Origin of the sequence: Archangium lansingense (assembly GCF_026626635.1) — a bacterium.
GTDB lineage: Bacteria > Myxococcota > Myxococcia > Myxococcales > Myxococcaceae > Archangium > Archangium lansingense.
Map to the genome: position 1 here is coordinate 3,067,369 of NZ_JAPNKA010000001.1, position 17,992 is coordinate 3,085,360.

The following is a 17,992-nucleotide window of genomic DNA, read 5'->3' on the forward strand; positions in this document are numbered from 1 at the left end:
GACGCTCCCGTGCACGCCGCCGCCCTCCTCCTGCTTGGTTACCTGGCGGGCTCCGTGCCCTTCGGCGTGCTGCTCACCCGCTGGTTCCGCGGCGTGGATGTCCGCCAGAGCGGCAGCGGCAACATCGGCGCCACCAACGTCACCCGCGTGGCCGGCAAGAAGCTCGGCGCGGTAGTTCTCCTGCTGGATGCGCTCAAGGGGGCCCTGGCGGTAGCCCTGGCGCTCTGGCTCATGCCCGAGGCTCCTCGCGTTCACGCCGCGGTGGGGCTCTCCGCCTTCCTCGGCCACGTCTACCCCGTCTGGCTCAAGCTGAGCGGTGGCAAGGGCGTGGCCACCGCGCTCGGAGTGCTCGCCGTGCTCGTGCCGCTGGGGGCGCTCGCCGGGGCCTTCGTCTACGCCGGGCTCGTGGCGGCCTGGCGCGTCAGCTCCATCGGCTCCCTGGCTGGGGGCGTCACGGCCGTCGCCGTCGCCTCCCTCACCGCCCGTGCCCCCGAGTACGCGTGGCTCTCAGCGCTGCTCTTCGCCCTCATCCTCTGGACGCACCGCAGCAACATTCAGCGGCTCCTCCGGCGCACCGAGCGGCGCTTCTGACTTCTCGGTGCCCCCGCGCGGCGAATAGCCCAGCAGCGTGCAGGCGATGGGGCCGTTCCACAGATCGCGGCGGCTCCGGGGCCGTGAATGGAATGCGCTCTCGAAGGCCGGGTTGCCCGAGAGCACCCAGACGCGCCAGCCCGCCTGCGCCCGCAGGCTGTCCCCCAGCTTGAAGTAGAAGCTCTTCATCCCCTTCTGCCCGCCCGAGCCCAGCCGGTCTCCATAGGGCGGATTGGTGATGAGCAGGCCGCCCGAGGCGGGGAGGGGAGGCAGCTTCGTCGCATCGCCCTCCTCGAGTTGAATCTCCTCGGCCAGCTTCGCCGCCTTCACGTTGCGCCGTGCCGCCTCCAGCGCCTCGGGGTCCTTGTCGAAGCCAAGAATCGGGACGGTCACCTTGCGCTCGTTGCGGCGGGCATCCGCGCGCAGATCCTCGAGCAGCTCCCGGGCCCGTGCACCCAGGTGCGGCCACTTCTCCACCGCGAAGTCCCGGGCGATGCCCGGCGCGCGCCTGCGGGCGATGAGGCCGCCCTCGATGAGGATGGTCCCCGAGCCGCACATCGGGTCCACCAGCGCCTCCTCGCCCGTGTAGCCCGCTGCACGCAGCAGGGCCGCGGCCAGCGTCTCCTTCAGCGGCGCCGGGGTGGGGCGCACCCGGTAGCCTCGGCGGTGCAGGGGCTCACCACACAGGTCCAGCGAGAGCGACAGCCGCTCGCGCACCAGGTGGGCAACCACGCGCACGTCCGGATTCCGAGGGTCCACGTCCGGCCGCGCTCCCATCTTGTCGCGCATCCGGTCCACCACCGCGTCCTTCACCTTCAGCGCCACGAAGCCCGTATGGCTGTGCTCGCTGTCCTTCAGCGTCGCCTCCACCGCGAAGGTGGTCTCCGGCGTGAGGTGCTCCTCCCAAGGGACGCTGGCCACCGCCTCGTACAGGCCCTCGGCGCCATGGGCCTCGAACTCACCCAGTGGGTACAGCACGCGCATGGCGATGCGCGACCAGAGGCATACCATCAGCGCCTCGTCGAGCGAGGCCAGGAAGCGCACCCCGCCCCGGTCCTGCCGGATACGGCGCGCTCCGAGCTCCTTCAGCTCCTCGGCAAGGAGGTCCTCGGTACCGCGGGCGGTGGTCGCAAAGAGGGCGAGACGTTCAGCCATAGGGCGCTCGCCTTATCAAGCTGCTCACCGCGCTACCACCTCGTACATGCTGAAGGTGGCGTCCTGCCGGGCGCTGGCCGCCTTGGTCGCCTTGAAATCCTCCGACTGGAAGTAGGCCTTCATGCACTCGCGGTCCCTCCAGCGCGTCACCAGCAGGAACTCGGGCTCCGGCTCGAAGGAGCGCAGCACCTCCAGCCCGAGGAACCCCTCGTACTGGTCCACCTTGCGCGAGCGTTCCCGGAACGAGGCTTCCAGGCGCTCGGCCTCCTCCGCGGACGTCCGGAAGCGATTGATGGTGACGATCATCGTGGAAGCAACGGTCATGAGCGGGATTTGTATCCTGCCTATACTCCCCCACGCGCATGAGCCTTCAAGTCCTCCCTCCCATGGCCCGCGTGCACGGCACGCACGTCTGGTTGCCCCGGCCGGAGGGGTTCGTCGACACCCCCCAGTTCCCCGGAATGGGTGACCCGCGCAGCGGCGCCGTCATCGCGGTGACGGAGCTGCCCGATCCGTACTCAGCGCTCGCCAGGGGGCTCACAGGTGAGCAGCTGGCGTCCCAGGGGATCCGGCTGCTCACCCGTGAGCCACTGCGAGCGGGAGTTCATGAGGGGACGCTCCTTCACGTCGAGCAGGAGCAGCGGGGCATCCTCTTCGACAAGTGGATGGCTGTCTTGGGCGGTATGCGCAGCTCGGTGATGGTGGTGGCGAGCTGCCGTGCGGAGCGTGCCTCCTCGCTCTCTTCCTGGCTGCGCGCCCTGGTCATGGCGGCCCGCTGGGAGCCCGAGTCGGACTCGCCCGGCCTTCCGCCCTTTTTGCTCGACGCGCCTTCTGGCTTCCAGCCCGCCCAGCGCATCCAGCATGGCGTGCTCTTCACCCAGAGCGGCCGGGTGCCCGGTCCCGGCAGTGAGGCCCCCTATCTCATCGTCACCCCGCTGTCTGTTCCCTCGAGCTCGATCTCCCCACGCGAGCTGTCTGAGCTATCGCTGGAGCGCATGCCGGGCGTCGAGGCGGTGGAACTCGAGTCGGCCGGGCCCGTGCTGGCGAGCGGAATGCGCGGGTACGAGTTGGTGGCCCTCGGCAGGGAGCGCGATACGGGCCGTGCCCTCGTCGTCTATCAGCTCCTGCTGGCGGGCCCCGCGGGCTTCGTGCTCGTCCAGGGCCGGGCCAGCGCGGTTGCGAGGAACGAGATGCTGCCGCAGATGCAGTCGGCGGCTCGCAGCGTGCGCCGGACGGGGTAGGCCCAGGTTGACCCTCACCCCGACCCTCTCCCAGAGGGAGAGGGGGTTTACAGTGAGCCAACCTGGGGTCCAGATACCCTCACCCCGACCCTCTCCCGAGGGGAGAGGGAGAAGTTGGGAGAGAGAGTAGGGGGGCTCCGGGTTAGATGGCCCCGGCTCCGGGCATTTCGCCCACGCCACGGATGAGCACCTCGCGCGGCTTGGCCCCGTCCGCTGGGCCCACGACTCCGTCGCGCTCCATGCGCTCGATCATTCGCGCCGCCCGGTTGTAGCCGATACGCATCTTGCGCTGGAGCATCGAGATGGACACCGCCCTCATCTCGCTCACCGTCGCCAGTGCCTGGTCGTACAGCTCGTCGGACAGCTCGTCCTCCTCTCCACCGCCGCCCTCGCCCTCCTCCTCGCGCGGCTTGAGGATGGACTCGTCGTAGACGGGCTTGCCCTGCGCCTTGAGGTGGTCCACCGCCTGCTTGATCTCATGCTCCGAGACGAAGGCGCCGTGCACGCGCTGCAGGTGCGCGCTCGTGGGCGGCATGATGAGCATGTCGCCCATGCCCAGCAGCGCCTCGGCACCCACCGTACCCAGAATCGTCATCGAGTCCGGCTTCGAGCGCAGCATGAAGCTGATACGCGTGGGGAAGTTGGCCTTGATGATGCCCGTGACGACGTCCGTGGACGGGCGCTGCGTGGCCACCATCAAGTGAATGCCGGCTGCTCGAGCCATCTGCGCCAGGCGTGCCACGTACGTCTCCACCTCGCGGCTGGCCACCATCATCAGGTCCGCCAGCTCATCGATGATGACCACGATGTAGGGCAGCTTCTTCCACTCCCTCTTCTCCTCCCGCGACGACTCCGACTCCCCGGCGGCTTCGAGCGCGGCCTCCACGGCGTCCGACATCCCATCGTCGTCCTCGTCCTCGCCCGCAGCCTGGACGCTCTCCGGCTCCTCCTCGGGCTCGGGCAGGGCCTCGCGCAGGTCCTCCAGGTCATCCTTGGGCGCGGCGACTCCAGGGCCCGTGCTGGCGCTGGCGGACACCGGCTCCTCGATGATGGCGTCCTCCGGGGTGGCCACGTCCACCACGACCACCTTCTTGGGCTTCTTCGGCGCGGCCTTCTTCGCGGACTCCTCGGCCGGCTTCGCGGAGGACTTCTCGGCGTCCTGCGTCTCCACGAACTTGTTGAAGCCGGCGATGTTGCGCACGCCCGCCTCGGACAGCATCTGGTAGCGCCGCTCCATCTCCTCCACGGCCCAGCGCAGCGCGAGCGCCGCCTTCTTCGGGTCCGTCACCACCGGCAGCAGCAGATGCGGAATGCCCTCGTACACCGAGAGCTCAAGCATCTTCGGGTCCACCATGATGAAGCGGACCTCCTCCGGCGTGGACTTCAGGAGGATGCTCATGATCATCGAGTTCACCGCCACGGACTTACCGGAGCCGGTGGTACCTGCGATGAGCAGGTGGGGCGCCTTGGCCAGGTCGAAGACGTACGGCATGCCTTCGATGTCCTTGCCCACGCACATGGTCAGCCTGCTGGCCGACTTCTGGAAGACGTCCTGCTCGGCGATCTCCTTCAGGTAGACCGTCTCGCGGTCGCGGTTGGGCACCTCGATGCCCACCACGCCCTTGCCGGGGATGGGCGCGACGATGCGCACCCGCATGGCCTCCATGGCCATGGCCAGGTCGTCCTGGAGCGCGGCAATCTTGCTCACCTTGATGCCGGGCCCCGGGAGGAACTCGTACATGGTGACCACGGGACCGGGACGGATCTCCACCACCTCGCCGGAGATGCCGAAGTCGGCCAGCTTGGCGCGCAGCTTCTCCGCCGTGGTGAGGAAGGCCTCCTTGTCGAGCGCCGAGCGCTCCTTCTTCTCGATCTCCAGCACGTCCAGCGGGGGCAGCGAGAAGCTGGTGCGGCCACCCACGAACTGGAACTGCTCCTGGTCCTTCTTCTTGACGACAGCGGTGGGCTTGGGCGGAGCCTTGGGCTCCACGATGAGCGGTGTACGCGCCGCCAGCGCCGAGGGCGGAGCCGGTATGATGGCAGCGGGCGAGGCCGGAGCCTGGGCCGCCAGAGCGGGCGCCGCAGCTACGGGCGGAGCGGCCACCGCGGGCTCGGAGACCTGCGCGGCGGCGGGCGTCTCGGAGGCCGGGCCGGTGACGATGTTCGGCAGCTTGCCACGCTTGCCCTTCGCGGCGTCGGCCGGAGTCGCCGTAGGCGCGGCGGGGACGTTGGGCACCGCGTTGGCGGCAGTCGAGGGCGACAAGAAGGACGCCCATACCGGATCTGCTCCCTGCGCCGGGCGCGCGGGCGCGGCCGGAGGGGTCACGATGACGGGCTGACCAACGGGAGCCTCGAGCTTCTTCTCCCGCGCCTCGCGAGCGGCCTGCTTCGTGGCTTCGCGCACGTCCTTGGCAGCCTGCTTCGCCGCGGTGGTGCGCTCCTTCTCCTCCTGGCGGGCCAGCCGCACGGCCTCCTCGGCCATGGCCTCTTGCTCGGCCTCCTCGGCCTCGAGAGCCAGACGCTCGGCCTCCTCCAGCTCGGCCTCCTCCTCCTCGAGCTGCGCGAGGAAGGCGTCCTCCTCCTCCTTATCCTTGGCGGCGCGCTCCTGGCGCTCCTTGTAGGCCTCCTTCTGCTGCTCCCAGAAGACGAGGGCGTTTTCCTGCACGCGCCGGCCGAGCACACTGGCCCCGGCCCACGCCAGCGAGCACAGCTTGAGGAAGGTGTACTGGGTGCCAACGATGAGCGCGGCGGCGCACACCGTGGTCACCAGGATGATGGTGCCGACGGTGGAGAACAGCCCCACCAGCATGCCGCCGAGCGTGGCGCCGACGAAGCCCCCAGGGGGATGGGCCTGGCCGGGCTGGGTACCAATGAAGAGCTGGGCCAGCACCGCGCCGCTCAGGGTGAGCAGGACAAAGGCCACCAGCTGCGGCCAGCGGCGCCGCTCCCGGCTGCCGACGAAGACGACCATGGCGGCATAGACGCCACATAGCGGGAGCAGATAGGCCCACATTCCGAGCATGCCCCGCAGGCCCTCGGCGACGAGGTGGCCCATGGGTCCCACCGCGTTCTCGAAGCCGGGGCCCCTGCGATCCTTCGCGCTGAAGGTGGCCACCGACACCAACGACAGTATCGAGACGGCCAGCAGGAACAGGCCCAGCAGCGCCCGTTGGCCGGGCCCTGCCTCTTCCATTCCTTTCTGCGCCTTCTTCTCCGCCAGTGCCTTGCGGCGCGTGGCGATCTCCTGCCGCGAAAGGACCGACTTCTCCGCTCTGGCCTTCCGTTCCGCCATGACTTCCTCACACTCCCCGTAGCGGGCTGTAGCAGCCGTCCGCGGAGTGTAGGGAGGGAGGGGGGCCGGTCAATTTTCCGGCTGGTCGTCCAGAGGTACACGTCGCTACCACTTTGAGGCACCAGCGGGGGGCGGAGCATGTATGGTGCCCTCGCCGAGTACCAAGCCAAGGAGACCTACATCATGGCCACCCAGGACAAGCCGTCGTCGACCGAAGAGGAGTACTTCGCGCGCGAGGAGATTGAAAAGAAGCGCAAGCTGGCCATCGAGCAGTCCCAGTCGCTGGCCGCCCAGCAGCGCGAGGAGCTCAAGAAGCTGCACTACATGAAGTGCCCCAAGTGCGGCATGGACCTGCAGGCGCTCAAGCGGGGCGATGTCGAGATCGACACCTGCTTCAACTGCCACGGCATCTTCCTGGACGGGGGCGAGCTGGAGCGGCTCCAGCACCAGATGTCGCACGAGAAGGATGGCCGGTGGATGGGCGCCGTCCTCAACCTCTTCAAGGGCAAGTAGTTCGGTAGGAGGCCCGCTCCATGAAGCTCACCGTCGAGCAGGTTCGTCATGTGGCCACCCTGGCCCGGCTGTCGCTCTCGTCCGAGGAGGAGGAGCGCTATGCCACGCAGCTCTCTGCCATCCTCGATGCAGTGGCGCAGCTCCAGGAGCTCGACGTGAGCGGAGTGGAGCCCACCTCGCACGCCACGCTCGCGTCCTCGCTGCTGCGCGAGGACGTGATGCGGCCCTCGCTGCCACCGGAGAAGTCGCTGGCCAATGCGCCGGCCAAGGTGGGCACCAGCTTCGCCGTTCCGAAGATTTTGGAGTGAAGCCATGCAGCTGACCGACCTCACCCTGCTGGAGCTGGCGGCGAAGCTGGCCTCGGGGGAAACCACCTCCGTAGAGGCCACCCAGGCGTGCTTGGCGCGCGTCGCCCAGGTGGACGGGAAGGTGAAGGCCTTCCTGCGGCTGGACGAGCACGGTGCGCTGGCGGCCGCCGAGGCCAGCGACGCTCGCCGCAAGCAAGGCAACCCGCTCGGGCCGCTGGATGGCGTGCCCGTCGCCGTCAAAGACATCTTCCTCACCGAGGGCGTGGAGACGACGTGTGCCTCGCACGTTCTCCAGGGCTTCCGCCCCCCGTACGACGCCACCACGGTGCGGCTGTTGAAGGAGGCGGGGACGCCCATTCTGGGCAAGCTCAACCAGGACGAGTTCGCGATGGGCTCGTCCAACGAGTCGAGCGCCTATGGCCCCTGCCACAACCCGTGGGACGTGACGCGCACGCCAGGAGGCTCCTCGGGAGGCTCGGCGGCGGCGCTGGCGGCGCGCGAGGTGTTTGGCACGCTGGGCACGGACACGGGCGGCTCCATCCGTCAGCCGGCGGCGCTCACCAACACCGTGGGCCTCAAGCCCACCTACGGGCGCGTGTCTCGCTACGGCGTCATCGCCTACGCCTCCTCGCTGGACGCGCCGGGCCCCATGGCGCGCACGGTGGGAGACGTGGCGGCGCTGATGCAGGTGCTGGCGAGGCATGATCCGCTGGACTCCACCTCGGCCCCGGCGGACGTGCCGGACTACCTGGCGGACCTGGAGCACGGGGTGGCGGGGCTGAAGCTGGGCGTGCCGCGCGAGTACTTCGTCGAGGGCATGGACCCCGAGGTGGAGGCGTCGGTGCGCGAGGCCTTGAAGGCCTACGAGCGGCTGGGCGCCACGCTGGTGGACGTCTCGCTGCCGCACACGAAGTACGCGCTGGCCACCTACTACCTCATCGCCCCGGCGGAGGCGTCGAGCAACCTGGCCCGCTACGATGGCGTGCGCTACGGCCTGCGGGCGCGCGAGGCCAAGGGCCTCAAGGACATGTACGGCCTGACGCGCGATCAGGGCTTCGGCCCCGAGGTGAAGCGCCGCATCATGTTGGGCACCTACGCGCTGAGCGCGGGTTACTACGACGCCTACTACCTGAAGGCGCAGAAGGTGCGGACGCTCATCCGCGAGGACTTCACGAAGGCCTTCACGCAGGTGGACGCGTTGGTGACGCCCACCTCGCCGGTGCCGGCCTTCAAGCTGGGCGAGAAGGTGAATGACCCGCTGTCCATGTACCTCATGGACGTGTGCACGCTGCCGTGCAACCTGGCGGGACTGCCTGGCCTGTCTCTGCCGTGCGGCTTCACGAAGGCGGGCCTGCCCATCGGGTTGCAGCTCATGGGCCGCCCGTTCGACGAGGCGAAGTTGCTGCGAATCGCCCGGGCCTTCGAGCGTGAGCACGATTACGTGCGCCGCCTGGCCCCCATCTGAGAGAGGACTTCCGGAGACGCCATGCCCCTGAGCGATTTCCAGCCGGTCATCGGGCTCGAGGTCCACGCCCAACAGCTGACGCACACGAAGATCTTCTGCGGCTGCTCCACCAGCTTCGGCGCGGAGCCCAACCACAACACCTGTCCGGTGTGCCTGGGCCTGCCCGGGGTGCTGCCGGTGCTCAACGCGCGCGTGGTGGAGTTCGCCATCCGCACGGGACTGGCGCTCGGCTGCACCATCAAGAAGACGAGCGTGTGGAGCCGGAAGAACTACTTCTATCCGGACCTGCCCAAGGGCTACCAGATTACGCAGTACGACCAGCCCATCTGCGAGTGGGGCCAGCTCACCATCGATACTCCCGAGGGTGAGAAGGTCATCCGCGTTCGCCGCATCCACATGGAGGAGGACGCGGGCAAGAGCGTGCACGACGCCTCGGCGGCCGAGAGCCTGGTGGACCTGAACCGCGCGGGCGTACCGCTGCTGGAGATCGTCAGCGAGCCGGACCTGCGCAGCGCGGACGAGGCGGTGGAGTACCTCAAGTCCCTGCGGGACGTGCTGGTGTACCTCGGGGTGAACGACGGGAACATGGAGGAGGGCTCGCTGCGCTGCGACGTCAACGTGTCGGTGATGCGCAAGGGCGCCACGGCGTACGGCCAGCGGGTGGAGCTGAAGAACATCAACTCGTTCCGGTTCATCAAGCAGGCCACCGAGTACGAGATCTCCCGGCAGGTGGACCTGCTCGAGTCGGGCGGGAAGGTGGAGCAGGAGACGCGGCTGTACGACCCGAACAAGGGCGTGACGCGCTCGATGCGCTCGAAGGAGGAGGCGCACGACTACCGCTACTTCCCGGAGCCGGACCTGCCGCCGCTGCACCTGACGGACGCGCAGATCGACGACGTGGCGAAGTCCCTGCCGGAGCTGCCACGGGCGAAGGTGTCGCGCTTCACGAGTCAGTACGGGCTGCCGGCGTATGACGCGAAGATTCTGTGCGCGGAGCGCCCGCTGGCAGACTACTTCGAGGCGGTGGCGCAGCACTTCAAGGACTACAAGCGGCTGTCTAACTGGTTCCTCGGAGAGCTGCTGCGGCTGCTGAAGGAGGAGGGCGGGAGCGTCACCACGCTGCGCTTCTCGACGGTGCAGTTCGCCAACCTGCTGACGGCGGTGGAGAAGGGGACCATCTCGGCGAACGCGGGCAAGGACGTGTTCGGAGAGATGTTCCGGACGGGGATGGACCCGGAGGCCATCATCGCGGAGAAGGGCCTGGCGCAGGTGAGCGACACGGGCGCCATCGAGGCGGTGGTGGACGAGGTGCTGGCGAAGAACGCGGGCGAGGTGGAGAAGTACAAGGCCGGGAAGAAGCACATCTTCGGCTTCTTCGTGGGCCAGGTGATGCGGGCGATGAAGGGCAAGGGCAACCCGGCCCTCGTCAACGAGCTGCTGAAGAAGAAGATCGGCGAGTAGTCCGTGCCCTGCGCCTACCAGGACCTGTAGGCGCGCGCGCCGAGCGAACTGGTCCGATGGTCGGACCAGTTGCTCCTGGGCGCGCCCGGATCCTGCGCCAACGCCGTCGCGCGGAGGGGGGCTACTTCTTCGCGAAGGTGCCCTGCTCGACCAGGACGACGCCTCCGGCGGCGGACGTCTTCCACTGGAGATCGAACTCGACATCCGGGCCCAGGTACTGCAGTTCGCCGCTGACCAGGATGTGCTCGGTGCCGTTGATGACGCACTTCTGGTCCGCATTGAGTCTTGCACCGTATCCGCCGTGCTCCGAGCCCGCGCGGCTCCCAAGCAGGGCGCAGGCCGCGTCTCCGGCCCGCTCGCGGGTGATTGAGAGGACGTCCTTGTTCACGTCCTCGCTGATCTTCCAGGTCTCCTTCACGGCCGTCGCGGCCTCCAGCTCCGTGGCACTCGCCGCGCGCTTCGAGGTGCCTTCGTAGGTTCCCGACCAGTTCTGCACGGCGCCACAGCCAACGATGAGCGAGAGGGTGAGAACGAGGGAGAGCTTCTTCATGATGGGTACATCCTCCTGTTGTTGGCCGCCGCCCTTGCAGCCCCCAGGCCACTTCCGCTCCTCTGGATTTCCGAGGGGTTGCACGTGCCTCGGTTCGCGGGGCCCCCAGCATGACGCGGCTGCCATGGCATCCACGCCCTGGCAGGCTTGCTCCCTCGCTCTCCAGGCCCCAGAACCGGTGCTGATCCGGTCTTCCCTCGCGATTACACTCCGCCGCCTCCGTGTCACTCCCCACACCGCGCATTTCCGCTGCCCCAGAACCGCTCGTTCTTCCTCCGCCTTTCGGGACCCGGAAGGAGCTGGAGCAATGGGCGGAGTCCCACTCGCTCCAGGATGCACTCACGACCTCGGCGGAGGTGTTGCTGCCCGCGCTCGCCGTCGATGAGGCACAGAAGAACAACCTTCGCTATGCGCTCAGCGGCCTGTCGGTTCGGGATGTTGGCTCTCGTGAGGGCGCCTCGCGCTACCTGGGTGCTCGTGCTCGCGGCGTCCTCGTGGAGGCGGTGCCCCTCGCGGCAGTCGCGTTCCTGGCCGATGAGGCGGAGTCCGTTCGGCTCGGAGTTCTCGAGGAAGCGTCACGCCCGGAGTCGAACGAGGATCCCTCACTCGCGGTGTTCTGGACGCGGCTGCTGCAGCTCCGGCATGGCCTGCGCGCGCGTGCAACTCCTCGCTCCCGTGCCGCGCGTGCCTCCGGGACCTGGTCGTTTCTCGCCGAGCCCTGCGCCGTAGCCTGGAAGGAGCGGTGGCGGCGTGTCCGCGGGGGGCCGACGTACGGCTCCTTCGCGGCCGAATCGAGACTGTCGTTCCCGAATGATGGCGAGCCCCGGCTCGAGTGCAGTTGTGAGGCCCGCGGGGGCTGCACGCATGCCCTCGCGCTGGTGGATGCCACGCTGGATCTCCTTGAGGACCCCTCGCGGCGCGACGAGGCGCGTGTGCTGGCCGATGAGCTCTTGAGGCCCTCTTGGGCTCGCGCGCTCAAGGCGCTCGACCTGTTCGAGGCGAAGCTCGCCGAGCCCCGTGCCTTCATTGAGGTGTGGTGGCGCATCGAGCATGAGCTCGGGACGCTCACCGCGGTGCCGTCGGTGAAGAAGCGCAACCGCCGCGGCATGTTGACCTCTGGTGCGCGCACGACCCCGGCGCGCCTGCTCGACGAGCACCGCGATTCCCTCTCCGAGCAGGACCTGCGTGTCGCCGAGCTGTTCGCCTCGTGGTCGGCCAGAGCGGGCGCCAGGGGCAGCACGTATGCGGCGCGTGCCTTTCTTGCGCTGGTGGGGCACCCGAGGGTGGCGCTCGATGTCGCGCCCGAAGAGCCGCTCGAGCTGAAGCGGGTACGGCTGGGGTTCATCGCGGTCCCGGCCGGCGATCACATCCGGCTCGAGCCCTCCGTTGACGGCGAGGTCTTCGACGCACGCCTCCTCACATCGCTGATGAAGTCGTTCGTGCCGGGCGAGCCGCTCTTCACCGCCGAGGAGCAGCGTGGCAGGTGCCTGCTGATCGACGTGAGCGACGAGGCCCGCCAGCTCTTCGAGCTCCTGCAAAAGCACGGCACGCGGTTTCCACCCGAGGCGCAGCAGCCGCTGCTCGAGCGGCTCTCTCGGCTGGAGGCCCGCCTCCCGCTGGTCGTCCCGGAGTCCCTCAAGGGCCGCGAGCTCGTCTCCGAGTCCGAGACGGTGGTTCGGCTGAGGCTGCTGCCGGACGTGTCGCTCGAGCTCGAGCTGCTCGTGCGTCCGGGTCCCGGAGCACCGCTCTACCATCCGGGCGTGGGTCCGAGGGACGTCCTGTTGCTGCGAGGCGCCGAGCGCGCGTACGTGCGGCGTTCCCTGCTCACCGAGGAAGAGCGGGCGCGCGCGATGCTCGCGACCCTTCCGCTCGCCGACGCCGAGGAGGGTCCCACCTTCTGCTTCCGGATGCGGGACACCGACTCGGCGCTGGCGCTCGTCGCCGCCCTGCAGAATCCACCCCGTGGACTCGCCGTCGAGTGGCTCGATGAGAAGCCGAGGGTCTCGGCGGCTGTTGGCCCCGAGGCGCTCAAGGTCCACATCGAACGGAAGCGGGATTGGTTTGGCATCAACGGCCAGCTGAAGGTCGAGTTGGGTCGGATCGAGCTCGCGGTGTTGCTCGATGCGGCGCGGCGGCAGCTGCGTTTCGTGCGGGTGGATGAGCGGCGTTGGGTCGAGCTCAGCGACACGTTGCGCCACCGCCTCCAGGCCGTCGCCGATCATTCCTTCGCTCGAAATGGAAGGGTGGAGCTGTCACCTGGCGCGGTCCCCGCCATCGAGGCGCTCGGCGGTGCGGGGGCGGAGGTGGAGGCAGCGCCTTCCTGGCAACTGCTCACCGAGCGGCTCGCGGCCTCGTTGTCGCTTCGGCCGAAGCCTCCTGCCGCGCTCCGTGCGACCCTCCGCGACTATCAGGTGGAGGGACATGCGTGGCTCAGCCGGGTTGCCGCGTGGGGGGCCGGAGCCTGCCTCGCCGACGACATGGGTCTGGGGAAGACAGTGCAGGCGATCTCGGTGCTGGTCGACCGGTCTCGCCTGGGGCCTGCGCTCATCCTCGTCCCCACGTCGGTTGGCTTCAACTGGGTGGAGGAGCTGCGCCGGTTCGCACCGGACCTGCGTCCCATCCTCTATGCCGAGCAATCGGAGCGTGCGGGTTGTCTCGAGAAGCTCACGAAGAAGGACGTGCTGATCGTCAGCTACGGCCTGCTCACGCGTGATATCGCCAGCCTGAGCGAGGTCACCTTCGCCACCCTCGTCATCGACGAGGCGCAGGCGCTGAAAAACCCGACCACGTATCGGGCTCGCGCTGCACGGAAACTGAAGGCTGATTTCCGGCTCGCGATGTCGGGTACGCCCCTGGAGAACCATCTCGGGGAGCTGTGGAGCCTCTTCTCGATCGTCTTCCCCGGCCTGCTCGGAAGCTGGGAGCAGTTCCGCGAGCGCTTCGCCGGGCCCATCGAGCGCGGCAAGGACCCCGAGGCGCGCGAGGCGCTCGCCCGTGTGCTCAAGCCCTTCCTGCTTCGGCGCACGAAGGCGGAAGTGGCACGCGAGCTGCCGTCGCGCACGGAGATCCAGGTCCCCATCGCACTCTCAGAGGAGGAGTGGGCGCTCTATGAGGATGCGCGCCTCGCCGCCGTGGCTGAGGTCTCGAAGGAGGGCAGGGGCGTGCGCAACGAGCAGCAGCAGTTCCAGGTGCTCGCGGCCCTGACGCGCCTGCGGCTGCTGGCTTCCCATCCGCGGCTTTACGATGGGAAGTCGAGTGTCGGTTCTTCCAAGATGCGCCGCCTGCTCGAGCTGGTCGAGGAACTCCGTGGCGCGGGCCATCGCGCGCTCGTGTTCAGCCAGTTCACTTCACATCTCGCCCTGGTGCGGGAGGAGCTCGACCGGGCGGGGTTCAGCTACCAGTACCTCGAGGGCTCGACCCCGGCGGGTGCACGGGCGAAGCGGGTGGAGGCTTTCCAGCGGGGCGAGGGCGACCTGTTCCTCATCTCGCTGAAGGCGGGCGGAACGGGACTCAACCTGACCGCGGCGGACTACGTCATCCACCTCGATCCGTGGTGGAACCCGGCGGTGGAGGATCAGGCCACCGATCGAGCCCATCGCATCGGGCAGGAGCGGCCCGTCACGGTGTATCGGCTCGTCACCCGCGGAACGATTGAAGAGCAGATTCTCTCGCTCCACGCGGACAAGCGCGCTCTCGTCGCGGGCATTCTCGAGGGGTCGAACGCCGCGGCGCGGCTGACGACGAAGGACCTGCTCCAGCTGCTCGAAACGGGAGGTGCTTCCGTGCACGAGGAGCCGTCATCCTCGCCCGGAAGACTCGTGCACTGAGACGGAGGACGGGGCGCTTGGGTTGACCTCGTGCGTCAGAAAAGGCGGACCCCCACGAAGAAGGCGGTGCTGAGGCCGAGTCGAACCCACCGTCGCTCGTCGTCGGTGAACTCGTGCGTGCCTCGGCTGAGGGTGAACTCATAGGCGCCGGTGGAGAAGCGCAGCCGGGCCTCACCGCCCACGAAGAGGCGGGAGGAGGAGGGAAAGTAATTCCCACCGATGCCGAGGCCGAAGACGGGGCCCCGGCCGCGGCCCTCGAAGCGGTAGGCGGGCGTGGTGACGGTGGTGTGTGGCTCGAGCACGCCTCCGAGCAGGACGCCGAAGAGGTCCACCTTGCTGTAGTTCCGATTCGCCAGGGTGAAGTGGTAGCCCAGGCGGCCGACGGCGGAGAGCTCCCAGCGCGAGGTGTCTCGGTCGAGGAAGAGATTGGGGACCCAGCACGCGAGCGCGCACAGGTTGCCGCTGAGCTCCGCGCCGAGGGAGAGCGTGCCGGTGGCGAGCGGAAGCACGCCGACGTCCACCGTGGCACCGGCCTCGAGGGAGAGCGGCAGGAGCGAGGCCGCGCCTTCGACGCGCAGGTCGACGTTGCCCGGGCGCAGGAGGGGAGGGGGCCGTTCCTGGGCCGCGGCCCCACCGGAGGCCAGCACCCACCCGCCGAGCAGGAGCAGGGTCCGGCAGTGGGAGAGGGCGGGGAGGGACATGTTCGGGTTCGCTCCTGCGCGGACCCCTCTGCCCAGCATTACTTGATGAGGCCGATCTCCCGCAGGCGCTGCTTGAGGAACGCGTCAGCGGTGATGGGGGGCTGGCCCGGCTTCTCCGGCGTCACGGTGCCCGGCAGCGGCTGGAGCACGCACTCCGGATAGGGGTGCACGAAGAAGGGCATGGAGTAGCGCGTGTTGTCCTCGGCGGCCGAGGGCGGGTTGACCACGCGGTGGGTGGTGGCGGGGATGACGCCGTTGGTCACCCGGCTCAGCATGTCGCCCGAGTCCACGACGATCTGCCCGCGCAGCGTGTCCACGGGAATCCACTCGCCGTCGCGGGTGAGGAGCTCCAGACCCGAGGCGGTCCCCTCGCACAGCAGGGTGATGAGGTTGATGTCCTCGTGCTCGGCGGCGCGCACCGCACCGGGGATGAACTTCTCCTTCAGGGGCGGGTAGTGGATGACGCGGAGCACGGAGGTGCCGTCCTGCGCCATGTCGCTGAAGGTGTTGCGCTCGATGCCAAAGTACTCGGCCACGGCCTGCAGCATCAGCGCCGCCGCCTCGTCCAGCGCGTTGAAGAGGGCGAGCGTGTTCGGGCGGAAGGACGGAACCTCTTCCGGCCAGACGTTGTAGGCGGCGGTATCCGGGCGGCGCGGGTGGCCCTCGGGCAGGTCACGCCCCACGTGCCAGAACTCCTTGAGGTCGCCCACGGTGCGGTTCTTCGCGTGCTCCTTGCCAAAGGGCGTGTAGGCGCGCTGGCCGCCAAACTCGGGCACGTGGTAGCGCTGCTTCACCTGCTCTGGCAGGCGGAAGAAGGCTTCCACGTCCGCGTAGGTGCGGCGGATGAGCCCGTCGTCGATGCCGTGACCCTCGACGGAGACGAAACCGAACTCCTTGAGGGCTTCTCCGAACACCCGGACGAAGCGGGCACGCTCCTCGGGGCTGCCGGAGCGATAGTGGGACAGGTTGACGAGGGGGATGCGGCGAGTGGAGCGGGACATAGCGCGCGCACTCTAGCCGTCATCTGGGTGTGACGGGAACTGCCTGACAGTGAACGACACGGACCGGGGCCAGACTCTGGACCCCGATCCGCGCGAGGGCTGACTAGCCGCCGATGATGGCGTTGCCGCAGGTCTCGCCGACCTTGCCGGACAGGCTGAGGAGGCAGCCGAGCGTCGCGTTAGAGAAGTTCTCCTGGGTGGCCGGGGTGCACTCCGGCAGCTCCCGGAGGCACTTGGCGAAGTCGGACATGGCCTTCTTCTCCGAGTCCGTGCAGTCCTCGAGGTTGTCCGAACACTGGTTGGTGTTGAAGGACGTCGGCTCCTCGCCCGCCGAAGCACAGGGCCGAGCCTTTTCCTCGACCGCCTCGAAGGCGTTATCCAACTCGTCACAGACGTTGCCGCAGCCGGTCAGGGCCAGCATCGCCACGGCCACCACTCCGAAAATCTTCGTCTTCATGTGTGCTTCCCCCTCTGGTGCTTCACGCATGGCGTGAAGAGAGGGGCGCATCCTAGCGGCCCGATGGAGGATCGCCAGAGGGCATGTCTCCACCCCGAGCGGGTATCTCGGGGCCGCTCCTTCGCAGAGGACAGGTTGCTTAGAAAATTGCCGCCTCACAGGTGTTGCTGAGGACGTTGCTGTCGCAGTTGGTGATGTTCTGGAAGAAGGCCTCCTGCTGTCCGGGCTGGCAGGTGCCGAGCCGCAGGTAGCACTCGATCTGGGCGTCGAGCTGATCCAGGTCCTCCCCGCCGCACGCCTGGAGGTTCTGCTCGCATCGGGCCGCATCGAAGGCGGGGAGGGGGGCACGCTCCACGCAGGGCTGGGACTTCTGGGCCACGTCGGCGTAGGCCGCCGCCAGATCCTCGCAGGCCGTGCTCCGGCACCCGCTGAGGACCGCCGCTGCCGCCAGGGGGGCGAGCATCCATCCGGACTTTCGCATTGGGAGCACTCCTTGTAAGAGAGGGGAAAGGGCCCATCCTACCGGCCGGGCAGGCGGTCGGGCGGGCCAGGGGCGTCGCGTGTCCACGGGTGGGCAGGGGGGAGAGGGGGAGGCTGGGGCGTGCTCCCTATGCACCACCCCCTGCTATCTGCCTTGACTCCCCTGTCCTTCTCCCGTAGATCGGGCGACCTTTGCATCGTAGGACGGTTTTTCACGTCCGAAATGCACGCCGGCCTTTCACGGGTTGAATCAACCCGGAACAAACTCAGGGGTTCAACGATGTACGCAGTCATTCGCACGGGCGGTAAGCAGTACCGCGTGGCCGAGGGCGACGTGCTCCGGATCGAGAAGGTCACGGGAGCTGTCGGCGCTGAGGTGACCTTCAACGACGTGCTGATGCTCGGTGGTTCGGACAGCCCGAAGGTGGGGCAGCCGACCGTGTCGGGCGCCAGGGTCGTGGGCAAGATTCTCGCCCAGGACAAGCACCGCAAGGTGCTGCACTTCCGCAAGGAGAAGGAGGGCTGGACGCGCCGCCGTGGCCACCGTCAGCCCTACACCGAGGTCAAGGTGACCTCCATCTCCGGCTAGTCCGGGTCACAACTTCCCGGAGCGCTGTGAGGCGCGCCGGCCTCATCAGGAATCGGTGTCATGGCTCATAAAAAGGGACAAGGTTCTTCGCGCAACGGTCGCGATTCCAATCCGCAGTACCGTGGCGTGAAGGTGTACGCCGGCGAGACCGTCAGCGCGGGGAGCATCCTCGTGCGGCAGCTCGGCACGGTCATCCACCCGGGCTCCAACGTGAAGCTCGGTCGTGACTACACGCTCTTCGCCACGGTGGACGGAGTGGTGAAGTACGAGCGCCAGGGCCGGGACCGCAAGAAGGTCTCCGTGTACCCGGCCCAGACGAGCGCCTAGTTCGCGTTTCGTTTGAAAGGGGAGCCGGTCTTCG

Annotated in this window: 17 protein-coding genes; 9 read left to right on the forward strand and 8 right to left on the reverse strand. The window is 68.3% G+C overall.

Translation table 11 applies throughout. The annotated features are described in order from the left end of the window. The first annotated feature begins 9 nt into the window (after positions 1-9). Positions 10-591, forward strand: a complete 582-nt coding sequence (gene plsY, locus OV287_RS12225; RefSeq protein ID WP_267534203.1) for a glycerol-3-phosphate 1-O-acyltransferase PlsY — start codon at positions 10-12, stop codon at positions 589-591. Here the strand turns inward: plsY and OV287_RS12230 are convergent. Together OV287_RS12230 and OV287_RS12235 are read right to left on the reverse strand one after the other, a co-directional pair. After that, positions 508-1,746, reverse strand: a complete 1,239-nt coding sequence (locus tag OV287_RS12230; RefSeq protein ID WP_267534204.1) for a THUMP domain-containing class I SAM-dependent RNA methyltransferase — start codon at positions 1,744-1,746, stop codon at positions 508-510. The genes plsY and OV287_RS12230 overlap by 84 nt on opposite strands. Positions 1,747-1,770: 24 nt before the next feature. Beyond that, complete coding sequence (locus tag OV287_RS12235; RefSeq protein WP_267534205.1) at positions 1,771-2,070, reverse strand: antibiotic biosynthesis monooxygenase family protein; 300 nt, start codon at positions 2,068-2,070, stop codon at positions 1,771-1,773. A gap of 62 nt (positions 2,071-2,132) precedes the next feature. Between OV287_RS12235 and OV287_RS12240 the strand changes: the two genes are divergently transcribed. Beyond that, on the forward strand, positions 2,133-2,987 hold the full coding sequence (locus tag OV287_RS12240; protein WP_267534206.1) for a hypothetical protein: 855 nt from the start codon (positions 2,133-2,135) through the stop codon (positions 2,985-2,987). 142 nt (positions 2,988-3,129) lie between these two features. Here the strand turns inward: OV287_RS12240 and OV287_RS12245 are convergent, their stop codons facing one another. Beyond that, the gene (locus OV287_RS12245; RefSeq protein WP_267534207.1) at positions 3,130-6,279 is read right to left on the reverse strand and encodes a DNA translocase FtsK; all 3,150 of its coding nucleotides are present in this window, start codon (positions 6,277-6,279) and stop codon (positions 3,130-3,132) included. 183 nt (positions 6,280-6,462) lie between these two features. On the opposite strand from OV287_RS12245, the gene OV287_RS12250 reads away from it, so the two are divergent. Genes OV287_RS12250 through gatB form a run of 4 tightly spaced genes read left to right on the forward strand, consistent with a single transcriptional unit; the run spans position 6,463 to position 10,026 of the window. Further along, entirely contained in the window at positions 6,463-6,792 is a 330-nt protein-coding gene (locus tag OV287_RS12250) for a TFIIB-type zinc ribbon-containing protein (RefSeq protein ID WP_267542333.1), read from the forward strand. Between the two features lie 20 nt (positions 6,793-6,812). Continuing rightward, entirely contained in the window at positions 6,813-7,100 is a 288-nt protein-coding gene (gene gatC, locus OV287_RS12255) for an Asp-tRNA(Asn)/Glu-tRNA(Gln) amidotransferase subunit GatC (RefSeq protein WP_267534208.1), read from the forward strand. A 4-nt stretch (positions 7,101-7,104) separates the two neighbouring features. Then, positions 7,105-8,565, forward strand: a complete 1,461-nt coding sequence (gene gatA / locus OV287_RS12260) for an Asp-tRNA(Asn)/Glu-tRNA(Gln) amidotransferase subunit GatA (protein WP_267534209.1) — start codon at positions 7,105-7,107, stop codon at positions 8,563-8,565. A gap of 21 nt (positions 8,566-8,586) precedes the next feature. Beyond that, on the forward strand, positions 8,587-10,026 hold the full coding sequence (gene gatB, locus OV287_RS12265; RefSeq protein WP_267534210.1) for an Asp-tRNA(Asn)/Glu-tRNA(Gln) amidotransferase subunit GatB: 1,440 nt from the start codon (positions 8,587-8,589) through the stop codon (positions 10,024-10,026). Positions 10,027-10,147: 121 nt separating this feature from the next. On the opposite strand, the gene OV287_RS12270 is transcribed toward gatB, so the two are convergent. After that, a complete protein-coding gene (locus OV287_RS12270) occupies positions 10,148-10,576 on the reverse strand; it encodes a hypothetical protein (RefSeq protein WP_267534211.1) in 429 nt (142 codons plus the stop codon). A 221-nt stretch (positions 10,577-10,797) separates the two neighbouring features. Here OV287_RS12270 and OV287_RS12275 point away from each other — a divergent pair, with 221 nt between their 5' ends. Then, positions 10,798-14,403 (forward strand): DEAD/DEAH box helicase, encoded by a 3,606-nt coding sequence (locus OV287_RS12275; RefSeq protein WP_267534212.1) that lies wholly within the window; start codon positions 10,798-10,800, stop codon positions 14,401-14,403. 35 nt (positions 14,404-14,438) lie between these two features. Here OV287_RS12275 and OV287_RS12280 read toward each other — a convergent pair whose 3' ends face one another. The 4 genes from OV287_RS12280 to OV287_RS12295 all read right to left on the reverse strand — a co-directional run bounded on the left by OV287_RS12280 (position 14,439) and on the right by OV287_RS12295 (position 17,043). Next, positions 14,439-15,104, reverse strand: coding sequence for a hypothetical protein (locus OV287_RS12280; RefSeq protein ID WP_267534213.1), 666 nt, complete (start codon positions 15,102-15,104; stop codon positions 14,439-14,441). Positions 15,105-15,142: 38 nt separating this feature from the next. Continuing rightward, on the reverse strand, positions 15,143-16,105 hold the full coding sequence (locus OV287_RS12285) for an isopenicillin N synthase family dioxygenase (RefSeq protein ID WP_267534214.1): 963 nt from the start codon (positions 16,103-16,105) through the stop codon (positions 15,143-15,145). A gap of 103 nt (positions 16,106-16,208) precedes the next feature. Continuing rightward, the gene (locus OV287_RS12290) at positions 16,209-16,562 is read right to left on the reverse strand and encodes a hypothetical protein (protein ID WP_267534215.1); all 354 of its coding nucleotides are present in this window, start codon (positions 16,560-16,562) and stop codon (positions 16,209-16,211) included. A gap of 139 nt (positions 16,563-16,701) precedes the next feature. Continuing rightward, positions 16,702-17,043, reverse strand: a complete 342-nt coding sequence (locus OV287_RS12295) for a hypothetical protein (protein WP_267534216.1) — start codon at positions 17,041-17,043, stop codon at positions 16,702-16,704. A 279-nt stretch (positions 17,044-17,322) separates the two neighbouring features. On the opposite strand from OV287_RS12295, the gene rplU reads away from it, so the two are divergent. Both rplU and rpmA read left to right on the forward strand, forming a co-directional pair. Next, entirely contained in the window at positions 17,323-17,631 is a 309-nt protein-coding gene (rplU, locus tag OV287_RS12300) for a 50S ribosomal protein L21 (protein WP_267534217.1), read from the forward strand. Positions 17,632-17,691: 60 nt separating this feature from the next. Then, a complete protein-coding gene (rpmA, locus tag OV287_RS12305; RefSeq protein WP_267534218.1) occupies positions 17,692-17,958 on the forward strand; it encodes a 50S ribosomal protein L27 in 267 nt (88 codons plus the stop codon). The last annotated feature ends 34 nt before the right edge of the window (positions 17,959-17,992 follow it).